The sequence below is a fragment of the Saccharopolyspora sp. NPDC045941 genome (genome assembly GCF_056431445.1).
Window position 1 is genome coordinate 123,336 of record NZ_JBWKKU010000001.1, and the last position, 13,042, is coordinate 136,377.

At 70.9% G+C, this 13,042-nt stretch carries 13 protein-coding genes and 1 pseudogene; 4 read left to right on the forward strand and 10 right to left on the reverse strand.

All coding sequences use genetic code 11. From position 1 onward, the window contains the following. The first annotated feature begins 79 nt into the window (after nucleotides 1-79). Nucleotides 80-655 (forward strand): helix-turn-helix domain-containing protein, encoded by a 576-nt coding sequence (locus AC07FN_RS00535; protein ID WP_478393700.1) that lies wholly within the window; start codon nucleotides 80-82, stop codon nucleotides 653-655. A gap of 109 nt (nucleotides 656-764) precedes the next feature. On the opposite strand, the gene AC07FN_RS00540 is transcribed toward AC07FN_RS00535, so the two are convergent. From AC07FN_RS00540 to AC07FN_RS00575, 8 genes and pseudogenes are all read right to left on the reverse strand, one after another. Next, complete coding sequence (locus tag AC07FN_RS00540) at nucleotides 765-1,733, reverse strand: SGNH/GDSL hydrolase family protein (RefSeq protein WP_478393701.1); 969 nt, start codon at nucleotides 1,731-1,733, stop codon at nucleotides 765-767. A gap of 152 nt (nucleotides 1,734-1,885) precedes the next feature. After that, nucleotides 1,886-2,878, reverse strand: coding sequence for a hypothetical protein (locus AC07FN_RS00545; RefSeq protein ID WP_478393702.1), 993 nt, complete (start codon nucleotides 2,876-2,878; stop codon nucleotides 1,886-1,888). 3 nt (nucleotides 2,879-2,881) lie between these two features. After that, nucleotides 2,882-3,148, reverse strand: a complete 267-nt coding sequence (locus AC07FN_RS00550) for a hypothetical protein (RefSeq protein WP_132486913.1) — start codon at nucleotides 3,146-3,148, stop codon at nucleotides 2,882-2,884. 99 nt (nucleotides 3,149-3,247) lie between these two features. Continuing rightward, entirely contained in the window at nucleotides 3,248-4,540 is a 1,293-nt protein-coding gene (locus tag AC07FN_RS00555) for a heparan-alpha-glucosaminide N-acetyltransferase domain-containing protein (RefSeq protein WP_478393703.1), read from the reverse strand. A gap of 92 nt (nucleotides 4,541-4,632) precedes the next feature. After that, a pseudogene (locus AC07FN_RS00560) lies at nucleotides 4,633-5,091 on the reverse strand (DUF3459 domain-containing protein); the annotation flags it as partial. 619 nt (nucleotides 5,092-5,710) lie between these two features. Then, nucleotides 5,711-6,094, reverse strand: a complete 384-nt coding sequence (locus AC07FN_RS00565) for a globin (RefSeq protein WP_132486907.1) — start codon at nucleotides 6,092-6,094, stop codon at nucleotides 5,711-5,713. Between the two features lie 132 nt (nucleotides 6,095-6,226). Beyond that, entirely contained in the window at nucleotides 6,227-7,198 is a 972-nt protein-coding gene (locus AC07FN_RS00570; protein ID WP_478393704.1) for a mechanosensitive ion channel family protein, read from the reverse strand. A gap of 170 nt (nucleotides 7,199-7,368) precedes the next feature. Then, nucleotides 7,369-9,483, reverse strand: a complete 2,115-nt coding sequence (locus AC07FN_RS00575; protein WP_478393705.1) for a prolyl oligopeptidase family serine peptidase — start codon at nucleotides 9,481-9,483, stop codon at nucleotides 7,369-7,371. 221 nt (nucleotides 9,484-9,704) lie between these two features. On the opposite strand from AC07FN_RS00575, the gene AC07FN_RS00580 reads away from it, so the two are divergent. Next, a complete protein-coding gene (locus tag AC07FN_RS00580) occupies nucleotides 9,705-10,355 on the forward strand; it encodes an HNH endonuclease (RefSeq protein ID WP_478393706.1) in 651 nt (216 codons plus the stop codon). Between the two features lie 71 nt (nucleotides 10,356-10,426). Here AC07FN_RS00580 and AC07FN_RS00585 read toward each other — a convergent pair whose 3' ends face one another. Then, a complete protein-coding gene (locus tag AC07FN_RS00585) occupies nucleotides 10,427-10,936 on the reverse strand; it encodes a hypothetical protein (protein ID WP_478393707.1) in 510 nt (169 codons plus the stop codon). Between the two features lie 391 nt (nucleotides 10,937-11,327). Here AC07FN_RS00585 and ctaJ point away from each other — a divergent pair, with 391 nt between their 5' ends. Further along, nucleotides 11,328-11,588, forward strand: a complete 261-nt coding sequence (gene ctaJ / locus AC07FN_RS00590) for an aa3-type cytochrome oxidase subunit CtaJ (RefSeq protein WP_478393708.1) — start codon at nucleotides 11,328-11,330, stop codon at nucleotides 11,586-11,588. Continuing rightward, the gene (locus AC07FN_RS00595; protein ID WP_478393709.1) at nucleotides 11,575-12,078 is read left to right on the forward strand and encodes a DUF5130 family protein; all 504 of its coding nucleotides are present in this window, start codon (nucleotides 11,575-11,577) and stop codon (nucleotides 12,076-12,078) included. Before ctaJ ends, AC07FN_RS00595 begins: the two co-directional genes overlap by 14 nt. A 113-nt stretch (nucleotides 12,079-12,191) precedes the next feature. Here AC07FN_RS00595 and AC07FN_RS00600 read toward each other — a convergent pair whose 3' ends face one another. After that, entirely contained in the window at nucleotides 12,192-12,926 is a 735-nt protein-coding gene (locus AC07FN_RS00600) for a response regulator (protein WP_478393710.1), read from the reverse strand. Nucleotides 12,927-13,042 lie beyond the last annotated feature (116 nt).

Below are 13,042 nucleotides of genomic sequence, written 5' to 3' on the forward strand. Positions count from 1 at the left end.
TACAACAGATTGACCACGTCGTTCAATCAACCGACCGCGAAGTTCATTGGAATGGTCCAGCCCTGAGGATGGTGCTCAGATGACCGAGACGGCCGCAGCCCTGCGGACGGTCGCGCACAACGTCCGGGCGGCCCGCGTCCGCGCGGGTCTTTCCCTGGAGGAACTCGGCAGGCGCGCCCAGGTCAGCAAGGGCGCCCTGGTGGGGCTGGAGAAGGCCCAGGGCAACCCCAACCTGGCCACCCTGGTCCGGCTGGCCGACACCCTCGGCATCTCGGTGTCCGCCCTGATGCAGGGGCCGCCCGAGGGCCGCGTCCGCGTCGTGTCCTCCGACGACGTGGCGCCGCTGTGGGCCGGGGAGCGGGGCGGCGAGGCCCGGCTCGTCCTGACGACCTCAGGCCCGGCCCCCGTCGAGCTCTGGCGCTGGCGGCTGGAGCCGGGCGAGGAGTATCCCAGCCACCCGCACCAGGCCGGAGTCGTGGAAACCATCAGCGTCACCGCAGGCCGGATGACCCTGGTGGTGGACGGCGAGGAGCACGCCGTCGAAGCCGGGCAGACCGCGACGTTCGACGGCGACGCCCCGCACGCCTACCGCGGCGCGGGCACCGAAGCGTGCAGCCTGATCATGACGGTCCACCTGCCGCCGGATCCCCGCTGAAGAACTGCCCGAGGACCTCCGGGGCGGCGTCGTGCGGGTGGCCGTCGAGCGGGTGGAGGCGGCCTGCGGGGAGCGCGTCGGCGACCGCCGTTCCAGGGCTCACGACACCTCAGCGTTCGACCGTCGCCAGGTGCTCTGCGACCTCGGCCCGGGCCGCTTTCTCCTGGGGTACGGCCTGTTCCGCTTGGTCCTTGGTCTCTTCGGCGGCTCGGGTCGCGGCTCGTTCGGCTTCCGCGACATCGGGCTCTTGTCCATTGAGGACATTCGCGATGATGCTGGCTTCCGCGGCCATCGCCGATGCGAACGGGTGGTACGGCGCCGCGTCCGGTCGCAGCTGCCGGCCGTTGATCCAGGCCGCCCCGCCGGTGGCGCAGGCGTCGTGGCCCAGCGACGGCCCGTAGGTGTCGACGAACGTTGCGCCGGTTCGCTCGGCAGCGCCCTCGATGGCGGCGTTGAGCGCCTGCTCGATCTCGTCGGCGTAGCGGTAGTCGCCGTCGGCCAGCGGGAGGACGTCCGGGCAGTAGCCCGTCTCCGGCACGATGCGCGGATAGCCGATGACCAGGATCTTCGCGCCCGGCGAGCGCTCCTGGACGCCCTCGACGACGTCCGCGACCCGGTGTCCGGTGATCTCGATGCGGCGGAGCAGGTCGTCACCGTCGTCATCGGCGAAGTGGTCGCGGCACGGCGATCCCGTCGGGTCCGCGGCGCGCAGGGCCGTGCAGGTGGCGATGGTGTCGCCGAAGACGCCCAGGTCGTTGCCGCCGATGCCCAGCGTGACGAGGTCCGTGTCCTCGTCGAGGGCGTCGAACTGCGGCCCGGCGTACCAGTCCTGGGCCCGGAGCATGTCCGTGGTGTCGGCGCCGCCGCAGCTGACGTCGGTGAACTCGGCCGGCCCGATCTCGCGGGCCAGCAGCGCCGGGTAGTTGTTCGTCGAGCGCCCGCACAGCAGCGGGTCGAGGCGCATCCACGGGACCAGCGGGGCGGAGGTGAAGGAGTCGCCGAGGGCCACGTAGTGCCGGTACCCGGGCTCGGCGGTCGCCGGTGCGGCGCCGAGCGACAGGCCCGTCAATGCCGACAACGCGATCGCACCAGCTCTGCGTGCAAGCCCGGACCGACCCATCTGAGCGCCTCCACCATTCGCCTACCAATGAGTAGGGAGTGAAGACGATCACAGTGCCCGGCGGCAAGGTTCCGGCCGGAACTTCCCAATACCTGAGAATGATTCACGATTTAGTCGCCGCTGGGCGGCTCCGAAGGCGTGCCGGGACCGGTGGTGCCCGTCGGCTCGCCGGTGCTGGTGGGCGTCGCCGTGGTGGTGGGCTCGGTCGTGGTCGGACGGGTTCCGGTCGTCGTCGGCTCCGTCGTCGGTTCCTGCGTCGTGGTCGTCGGCGGATCGGTGGTCGTCGGGTTCGTCGTGGTGGTCGGCACCGTGGTGGTCTCGGTGATCGGCGCAGGGGCGACGGGTCCCGGGGCCACGGGCTTCGCCGGAGGCGCACCGGTGTCCTCGGTCGTTCCCGGAGCCTGCACCGGCACCTTGGTCACCGTCTCGTCCGATCCGCTCGTGCCCTGAGTGCCCGGGCTGACGCCCGACGTGCCGATCCCCGGCGTCCCCGGTGTCCCCGGGGTGCCCGGCGTGCCCGGCGTGCCCGACGCGAGCGGCGCGCCCGGCGGCCGCTGACCACCCGAGGACGGGGGCGGAGCGGGCGGCGGGGGAGTGCCCGGGACCTGGCCGGCCAGCGGCAGTTCCGGGGTCGCCGCGTCGGGCGAGTACCGGGGTGCTTCCGGCGTGGTGCTCTCGGCGAACGGCGGAAGCCGGTCCAGCAGGCCCGGCGGGATCAGGCCGAGGAACGGGTCCGGGAACGGCGCCGTCAGCGTGTAGCTGGCCGCCGCCACGGCGGCCCCGAACGCCGCCGTCGCCAGCGAGAGGCGGAACTGCCTCCGCAACGGCAGGGGGCGGAGCGCCTCGCCCGGGACGGGGGAGGCCAGCGGTTCGTCCACCAGCCACCGCCGCACCGCGGCGCCGTCCCGCGCGAACCCGGCCCACACCCGGCCGAGCCACGTCGTCGCATTGCCCAGGTGGTCCTGCAGCGCCGCCACCGGGAGCGGGCTGGTCGACAGCGGTCCGGCCATCTCGGCCGGAAAGGGGTCGGCCGCCTCGCGCACCAGGCCGGCCAGGTGGTCGAGGCGTTCCCGGAGGATCGCCGGATCGGTCGGCTTGGACATGGCTCAGTCCTCGGCTTCCCCGAACCGGATGCTCGACAGCGCCACACCGTCGTAGCGCCACCACCGCTCGGTCGAGAGGTCCAGGATCCAGGCGTCGTGCTCGCGCACGATCAGCCCGATGCCCAGCGCGCGGCGGCGGAAGGTCGAGTCGTCGATGCTGCCCGCCTCCAGCTCGTCGAGCAGGGAGCGGTAGTTCGCCATGGCCTTGCCGAGCGCGGGTGGGATTCCGACCGCGTCGGATGCGTTGTCGGTCCGGTGCCGGAAATTCATTCGAGATCACCTCCGGATGAGCGACGCCATCCGTCCACGCAACGATGCGCGCCGCGCGGCTGTTAAGAGGCGAAAGTCCCTCCGGTGCCGAAACCGGGCTCAGCGCCGCCGGAACAGGTGATCGGTGATGTGCCGGACGCTCTCGCTGACCGCCGCCTCCAGCGGCCCGCGGCGGAAGAACCGCCGCCAGATCAGCGGGAAGGCGATCGAGAAGATCAGGAACACCTCGGGCATGTAGGTGTTCACGAACGCCACCACGCCGTCCGGGTGGTGGCCGTCGCGCGGGAACGCCGGCATGTTCGGGACGTCCGTGGGCAGCGCCGGGCCCATGCTGGCCAGCTGCGCCAGGGTGTCCGGCACGCCGCTGAGCGGCCAGCCGCCGACGACGATCTGCCAGGCCAGCACCAGCGCGTGGATCGCGTACAGCGTCAACGCCATCGAACCGGCCGCGGCCAGCGGCTTCAGCAGCCGCCCAGTCCGATCGGCCAGCTCCAGGCACACCGCGACGAACACCAGCGCGATGCCGCCGGAGTCGAGCAGCTCGAAGGTCGTGCCGCTGTGCGCGGCGGCGGCCACCAGCCACTCCGGGTGCTCGATCGGGACGGTGCCCTCGATCTGCCCCTGCGGCACCCCGCCGACGGTCTCCACCAGCCAGCTCGACACCTGGTAGCCGACCGTCGTCACCGCCAGCCCGGTCGCGGCCAGCCAGCACCGCACCTTGGTCGACTGCAGGTCCAGCCGCCCGACGGCCATCCCCGCCAGCACCAGCGGCAGGTACGACGCGGCCGGGTAGAAGCCGAGCAGCAGCAGGTCGAACAGCCCGGCGTCGGCGATCAGGTGTGCCGGGTCGACCAGGTCGACCGCGTCGACGATCGCGCGCATCGGCGTGTCCCCGGAGATCCAGGTCCGCAGCACGAACGACAGCTGCGGGCCGACCGCGGCCGCGACCACCGCGGCGATGAGCAGCCCGCGCGCCCGCAATCGGATGAACGGCACCGCGAGCAGGAAGTACAGCCCGTAGAACGGGATGATCACGGTGAGCAGGAAGCCCGTCGCCGCGGTCGCCTTGGCCAGCGCGAGGCCGACCACCAGCAACAGCAACGCGCGCACCGCGATCCGGATGCGGGCCTGCCGCAGCGCCTCTCCGGTCGGCGGCTCGCTGCGCCCGGTCATCATCGCCAGCGACACCCCGGCCAGCAGGGTGAACAGCGCGGTCGACCGGCCGCTGGAGAACTGCGCGATCCACACCTCCACGTCGCCGTGCGCGAACGGCACGCCGAAGTGGATGCAGAACATCCCGAACACCGCGAAGAACCTGGCGATGTCGATGCCGACCAGCCGACGGGTGCGTTCCGTCCGAGGAGAGCTCAGCGCTGGCGCGACGGCAGTCATAGCATCCAGTGGGTGTCAGCGGGATGGTTTTACCAAAATTTACCGCCACCCGTTCCGGCCCACTCGCGCCCGGTCGCCTTTGGAGGCCGGACTCACACCAGCCAGGCCGCGGTGCCCGGCGGCAACTCCCCGGGGCCCACCGGTCGCGACGACAGCAGCACCTCGCCCGGCGGCAGCGGCACCGGCTCCGGCGAGGTGTTCAACGCGCAGATCAGGGTGGTGCCGGTGCGCCGGAACGCGAAGCATCCCGCCGGCGCGCCGAACCACTCGACCTCGTCGCCGGCGAACGCCGGATGCGTGCCCCGGGTCTCCAGCGCGTGCCGGTACAGCGACAGCGTGGACGCCTCGTCCTCCAGCTGCGCCTCCACGGTGAAGGACACCCAATCCGCCGGGACCGACGACCAGTCGGCGTCGGCGGCGGAGAAGCCGAACGGCGGCTGCTCGCCTTCCCACGGCATCCGGACGCGCTGCGTCCCGGGAAGGCCGAGCTCCTCGCCGTGCCGCAGGCAGACCGCGCCGGGCAGCGCCAACTGCACCAACGCCATCGCGCGCACCGGCGTCAGCGCCGCGTCGTCCCGGCTCTGCCGGGTGTCGCGGCTGGCCATCGCCCACGCCGGGCGCGGCCCGGGGGCGGCGAGCACGTCCGTGATCGCCTTGCGGACCTGGTCGGCGTCGAAACCGGCGATGGCCAGGTCGAGGTTGAACGACAGGTGCCAGTCGCCAGGGCCGCTGCCGATCACCACGCGATCCTGGTGACCGGCCAGCGCGGCGCCGATGGCATCGCCCGGATCGGGGCGCGGGGCCAGGTGGAAACCATCGGCCCCGTGCTCCAGCCACGGCAACAACACCGCTGCCGGGTCGCCGCGCGCGGGATCCACGTCGAGCGAGAGCATCACCCGCATCCCGGAGTCGTGCGCCTCGCCGAGCAGCTCGGCGAAGGGACCCGCCGCCGGATCCAGCCCGGCCGCGCCGGCCAGCACGATCGCGTCGACCTCGAGCAGTTCCAGGTAGCCGAGCCGGCCCGCCAGCCCGGCGAGGTCGCCGATCCCGTCACCATCGCCGTCGGCGAACGAACCGACGTCGACCTGGTAGCACACCGCATCCCACCACCACGGCCGCTCGCCGTGGCCCGCCAGCGCGTCTGCCCGCCGCATCACCAGGTCCTTCTGCTCAGAACCACGAATTGATCATGCTGTTGGCGGCCATTTCCATGTACTGCCACAGCTGGTCGCGGTGCTCCGGCCGGAGATCGACCTCGTCGACCGCGATCCGCATGCAGCGCAGCCACGCGTCGCGCTCCGCCGGGCCGATCTTGAACGGCGCGTGGCGCATCCGCAGCCGCGGATGACCGCGCCGGTCGGAGTAGGTGTGCGGGCCGCCCCAGTACTGGATCAGGAACAGCCGCAGCCGCTCCTCGGCGGGCCCGAGGTCCTCCTCCGGGTAGAGGGGCCGCAGCAGCTCGTCCTTGGCCACCTCCTCGTAGAAGCGCGCCACGATCCGGTGGAAGGTCGCCTCGCCGCCGACCTGCTGGTAGAAGGTCTCCACGGAAGTCACGGCTCCATCCTCTCAGGGGCGGCTTCGATTTTGGGCGGCCCTGTGGCCGAACGCCTCACACCGGGGCCGTGTGCCCGATGGACCGCTGTCGCGGTCCGAAGTGCGCACGACCCCGGTGACCGGCGGTCGAGATCAGATCACCGGCGAGGGCGGCAGCGGGCGGCCGTACGGGTACGGCGGCTCGATGTCCTGTTCGTCGTAAGCGCGCTTGATCTCCGCGCGCAGCCGCCGCTGCACCGACCACTGCCGGCCCGGCCGGACCTTGGTCGTCAGCCGCAGCGTGATGGTGTCCGAGGTGATCTGGTCCACGCCGAGCATCTCGGGCGGGTTCAGCACGTCCTTGGACAGCGGCTCCCGCGACGTCGCCTCGGTGGCCACCTTCGCGGCGACCTCGATGGCCTTCTGCACATCGCTGGTGTGCGAGATGGGGAAGTCCACCACGGCCACGGCGAAGCCCTGGCTGGAGTTGCCGACCCGCAGGATCTCGCCGTTGCGGACGTACCAGACGGTGCCGTTGATGTCGCGCAGCGTGGTGACGCGCAGGCCCACCGCCTCGACGGTGCCGCTGGCCTCGCCGAGGTCCACCACGTCACCGACGCCGTACTGGTCCTCGACCAGCATGAACATGCCGGACAGGAAGTCCCGGACGAGGTTCTGCGCGCCGAAGGCGACGGCGACACCGAGCACACCGGCGGACGCCAGCACCGGCGCGATCTGGATGTTCAGCACCTGCAGCACGTAGATCGCGGCCAGGCCGTAGATCACCAGCGAGGCGATCGACTTGAGCACCGAGCCGATCGTCCGCGCCCGCTGGAGGCGGCGCTCCGACAGCAGCTCGGCGGTCAGCGTGTCCGCGCGGCGCTCCCGCAGCGGGGTCAGCAGCTTCGGGGGCTGGCCGTTGCCCTGCGTGAGGCGGTTGATGGTGCGGTGCACCAGCCATCGCACGATGAACGCGACGATCAGGATGAGCAGGATGTTCAGGGGTTTGGCGATGAGCAGCTCGGCGTAGGAAGCCAGCCACTGGTTGCCGGTCCACTGGGAGATCGTTTCGCACCAGAACGAGTCCTGGGCACAGGTCGGTTGGGTCATAAGCGGCAGATCCATGGGTCGGGGGTCTCCATGCTGTCGTTCAGGGCCCGCGGTGGTTACCCGGCACGGGGGTGCCGGTGCTTTGGGGCGACATCACCGGGTGGGCAACCGACAGACTCGAGCATCGTGCGCACCCCGCTGCGCACGAGACCCGAACAGCTGACCGCCGGGACCGAGTTCGGGGCTCAGTCAAGGGCGAGTCCGGTGGCCTCCGCGAGGAAGGCGAGCTGGTCGGTCGCAAGCCCCACGGTACGGGACACCGAGCGCGCGGCATGGCCGACCTCGGTCTCCCTGCGCAGCAGGATCGGCCGCTTCGCCGGGGCCGAGCTGGTGGCCTGCTGCAGCGCCGCGCACATCTTGCGGGCGTGGTTCGGATCGACCCGGGAGTCCGACTCGAAGACGGTGAACAGCACAGACGGGTAGTCGGTCTGGTCGGCCACGTTGTGGTACGGCGAGTAGGACAGCAGCCAGCCCAGCTCCTCCGGGTCGTCGGCGGTGCCGTACTCGTCGTTCCAGGTCCGGCCCAGCAGGAACTGCTCGTAGCGGACCATGTCCAGCAGCGGCGCCGAGCACACCACCGCCCGGTAGAGGTCCGGGCGCTGCGTCAGCGCCGCCCCGACCAGCAGGCCGCCGTTGGAACCGCCGGAGATCGCCAGCTGCTCGGACGTCGTCCAGCCCTCGTCGATCAGGTGCTGCGCCGCCGCGTGCAAGTCGTCGAAGGTGTGCTGCTTCTGCTCGCGCATGCCCGCGACGTGCCATTCCTCGCCCTCTTCGCCGCCACCGCGCAGCGAGGGCAGGGCCCAGACGCCGCCGGCGGCGACCCACGCCAGCGCGGACGGCGTGTAGCCGGGCTCGCGGGACAGCGAGAAGCCGCCGTAGCCGGTCATGAACACCGGCCGCGGGCGGTCCGGTTCGGCGTTCGCGCTCAGCAGGAACATCCGCACCGGGGTGCCGTCCAGCGAGCGGTAGGTGACCTGCTGGGTGTGCACCGCGGGCAGCTCGACGGTGCCCGGCGCCTGCTGGTCCAGCTCGGTGGTCCCGGTGCGGCGCGAGTAGGCGTGCACGCAGGGCGGGGTGGCGAAGTCGGTCCAGCCGATCCACAGCCGGTCCCGGTCGCGGTCGGTGGATTCGTCCACAGTGGTCAGCGAGGTGACCTGGCCGGTGCTCGGCAGCGGGACCTCGGCGGTCCGCCGCCCGGTCGCCGGGTCGTGCAGCGTCACCTCGGACACGGCGTGCCGGGTGCGGAGCACGACCAGCTGCGGGTCACCGTCGCCGGTGTCGAACCAGCGCACCGCCTCCAGCACCGAGTCGGGCTCCTCGGCGATCAGCTCCGTCCAGTTGGCCGGCTCCGGCCGGGCCGGGTCGGCCACGCACAGCCGCCAGCGCGGCGCGTCCAGCGTGGTCATCACGTACAGCCGGCCGTCGCGCTCCACCCAGGCGCCGACGCGGTAGCCGTCAGAGGTGTCCACGACCTGCCGGAGCTCGGGGACGTCGCCGGCCGCGAGATCGGCGATCCACACCGAATCCCGCCGCGCGGTGCCCGGGCTGCCCTCGATGACCAGCCAGCGGCCGTCCCGCGACACCCGGGTGCCGTAGTAGAAGGTGTGGTCCAGGCCCTCGCCGTGCACCAGCAGGTCCTGGTCGGGGCCGGAACCGACCCGGTGCCGCCAGACCCGGCGGTGGAACTGCTCCTCGCCGTCGGGCACCAGTTCCGGCGCCAGCCGCCGGATGTAGAAGAACTCCTCGCCGCCGGGCAGCCACGAGATCGTCGAGTAGCGGCACCGGTCGATCGGGCCCTCGAGGAGTTCGCCGGTGGCGACGTCCAGCACGTGCAGCAGCGACTCCTCGTCGCCGCCGACGGAGATCTGGTAGGCCAGCCGGTCGCCCTCCAGGCTCGGGGTCCAGCTGTCCAAGGTGGTCAGCCCGGACGGGTCCAGCTCGGTGACGTCCAGCAGCACCCGCTCGGTGCCGTCGGCCTCGCGCACGTACAGCACCGGGAACTCCTGCTCGGGCTCCCGGCGGGTGAAGAACGCCCGGCCCGCGCGCCATGCCGGCGCCGAGACGGAACCGGACGACAGCAGCGACCGCATCCGCTCCGCGATCGCCTCCCGGCCGGGCAACGCGTCCAACCAGGTCCGCGCGAGCGTGTCCTGTGCCGCCGACCACGCCTCGGTGCGCGGCTCGGCCGGGTCTTCCAGCCACCGGTACGGGTCGGCCACCTGGTGGCCGTGCAGGTCTTCGACGATGTCGTCGCGGTCGGCGCCGGGGTAGGTCAGCTGCGCTGCTTGCACGTCGGTCACGGCAGCGACGATACGTGCATCCGCCGACCGTTCGTTGATCTCGGAGTGATCATTTTCCCGGAAACGCCGATCGAATCACCCGGAACGATCAGCGTTGTTCTACGGGCGCATGATCGGGAATGATGGCGGTAATCGATCACTCGACGCCGAGTGTCGAATCACACGTGCGTTCGGGCGGGGTTCTATGTTCGACTATGCCCGACACCGGTGGAGGTGGTCGCGTGCCCGACCGACAACCGACCCGACAACCGGCGCTGAAGGCCACGAGCCTCGCGCCGCGGGCTCCGCTGTGCCCGCCGAGCCGCGCCGGCACGTCGCCGCCGCAGGCCGACCGGCCTCCCGGTCACGCGTCGTCCTGGCGAAAACGCCGGGTGCTGCTGCTCAACACCACCTTCGAACCGCTGACCGCGCTCCCGCTGCGCCGGGCGATCGTGCTGCTGGTCTGCGGCAAGGCCGAGGTCGTGCACGGTGACTCCGCAGGCATGGTGCTGCACTCCGCCACCGCCAGCGTCGAGGTCCCGTCCGTGATCAGGCTGAGCAACTTCGTGCGAGTGCCGTACCGCGGCCGGGTGCCGTTGACCCGTGCCGCGCTGATGCTGCGGGACAACTACCGGTGCGTGTACTGCGGTGCTCGCGCCGAAACGATAGATCATGTCGTCCCGCGCAGTCGCGGCGGGCCGCACACTTGGGAGAACTGCGTCGCCTGCTGCACCAAGTGCAACCACCGCAAGGCGGACAAGACGCTGAGCGAGCTGGGCTGGCGCCTGCCGGTGGCGCCGCACGCGCCGCGCGGGCGGCATTGGCGGCTGCTGGCGGGTCTGTCCGAAACGGACCCGCTGTGGTTGCCGTACCTCGGTGAGTCCGCGGCCTGACGCGCCGGTCGGGCCGGCCGTCGAGCTGCGGTGCCGCGAGATGGCGGGCGGTTCCGCTGCGGCGAGCCTGATCAGCTGATCCGCACGCCCTGCCGCCCGCTGATCCGCATCCCGTTGGAAATCCGCACGCCCTGCTGCCGCCCGCTGATCCGCACACCGCTCTGGCTGCTGATGCGCACGCCTTGCTGTCGCCCGCTGATGCGGACTCCGCTCTGCCCGCTGATGCGCACCCCGCGGCTGATCCGCACCCCGTTGGAAATCCGCACGCCCTGCTGCCGCCCGCTGATCCGCACACCGCTCTGGTTGCTGATGCGGACTCCGCTCTGGTTGCTGATGCGAACGCCCTGAACGCATGCACTGATCCGGACGCCGTGCTGCGCGCTGATCCGAACGCCCTGTCGACCACTGATCCGCGCCCCGCGGCTGATCCGCACCCCGTTGGAAATCCGCACGCCCTGCTGTCCACTGATGCGCACGCCGCGGTCTCGGCCGCTGATCCGGACGCCGTGTTCGAGCAGTGGCTGGTCAATCGTCGGAAGGGTGATGGCGCTGCTCTGAGTGGCGGTTTCGATGATCGACATAGTGTGCCTCCCGCATTCAAATGACGCTTTGAACGCATGTGATCAAATATGCAAGACCCATACAGGTGAAAAACTAGGAGCAGGAACCCTCGGGAACAAGCCGCCAAGTCGCCGTGGATTGCAACCGTCTGGTTGGACCCCATTCGGGGGCACTAGTTACTCTGAACGAGTTACCTTAAGTGATGTATAACACTCTTGACTAGTAACCGTACGTAGTTCCTGGTGTCGCCCGATTCGCTCTCCACCAGCGGGAACCGCGCTCGGGGCGCTCACGGCGGCCTTCGGATCACTCGAACGTGTCCGGGCCGGGGGTCGACGACGGTTACCGACGCCGATCACGCGCGCCACAGGGCGGGCGCACGGAGCGGCGGTCATCGGATACCGTACTCGCGTGACTGTGGCGGAGACTGTTCTCTACCTGGCGGTGATCCCAGCGGCCCTCTACGGCCTGATCGTGCTCATCGCGATGTGGCCCAGGCTCACCCGTCCGCGTTACCGCGCGGGGCAGGAGTGGGATTTCGCGCCGGTGTACTGGGTGGCCAACCCGGTGGGCGTGAACACCGCTGTGCCGGTGGCAGACGTGGATTCGGAGGCCGCGCCGGCAGACGCGCGGCCGAGCACCGCTCGGGGAGGCGCACGTGGCAACTGGTGAGATCGCGGAGCGATCCGCCGTGGACGCTGGTGAGCTCGGCGTCGGCGAAGCGATGATGGCCACCGGTCGGCTGTCCATCGCGCGCCACGTCGAACCGGACCGCCCGCGGCTGCCGTTCGGCCCGGGCCAGCTCGCGCGGCTCGACGAGGCGCTGGCGTTGTCCAGTCGCAGCACCGGGCTGGAGTTCGCGATCTACCTCGGCGACCTCGGCGAGGACACCCGCAAGCAGGCGGAGGAACTGCACGCGAACCTCGGCTCGCAGGCCGGGGACGGCGTGCTGATCGCGGTGTCGCCCGGCCAGCAGAAGTTCGAGATCGTCACCGGCGAGGAAGCGCACCGGCGGATCCCGGACCGCAGCTGCCAGCTCGCGGCGATGAGCATGGTGGCGTCCTTCAAGGAGGGCGAGCTGATCGACGGCCTCATCGGAGCCCTCCGCATGCTGGCCGACACGGCAGGCACCAGCTACCAACAGTCCCGAGCCCGCCACTAGGGCCCGCTCCCGGGTTCGACGTCGCGTTCACGGATCTTCAGGTACGGGGCCGTGAGTCTTCTGGTCGCTGCAGCGGCCCCAGGGGATTCACGGCCCCGTCGTCCGTTGAAGGCTCAGAGCAGGTCGAAGCTCTGGAGGTTCTGGAACATCTCGTAGGCCGACGACGTCGTGCCGACCGCTCCCAGCCGTCGCGCTTGGTCGCCGTACTGCTGCTGGGCGCGCTGGGTGCTGTACACGATCACCGGGGTGTCCACGCCCAGGTCGCGCAGTTCGCGCAGCAGCGCGAGGCCCGCATCGGGGCGCCACCGGCCGTTCTCCTTGCGGCCCATGTCCTCCACGATCAACCGGTACTGGCGTTGTGAGAGCTCCGCCAGCGCCGCGTCGTTGTTCGTCGTCATCGTCACCCGCACGCCGTTGTCCCTCAGCTGCTCCGCCAGGATCGCGTGCGCCTCCGGCTTCTCCGAGACCCACAGCACCGCGAGCGGTTCCGAACCGGCCGGCGGCACCTCGTCCTCGATGTGGCCGTCGCCGTTGCCGGAGATCTCGGGCGCCTCGGGCAGGGCCGGAACCGGGAGCGGCTGCGGGGTTTCCGCCGGGATGCCGACCCGGTCGCGGTCCGCCAGCTCCTTGCTGAGCATGCTCAGCTGCCGCTGCAGGTCCTGGATCATCTCGGTCTGCTGATCGTTGAGCTCGTGCATGGTGAGCTTCTGGCCGCCGATCTCGAACTCCAGCTCCCGCTTCTCGGCGGTGCGCAGCACCCGCCCGATGGCGCGCCGGAACACCACGATCGCCAGCAGCGCGATCAACGGCCACAGCAGCTGGGCGATGGCGGTGATCAGCTCGGGCATCGACGCCCCCTCACGTCGGGCAGAACAACGAAATCTTACTCGCCGTGTCCATTTCGACACGATTCGTGTTCACTCGACACGGAAGCTCGCCCAACGCGAAAGGGGCACCGGCGACC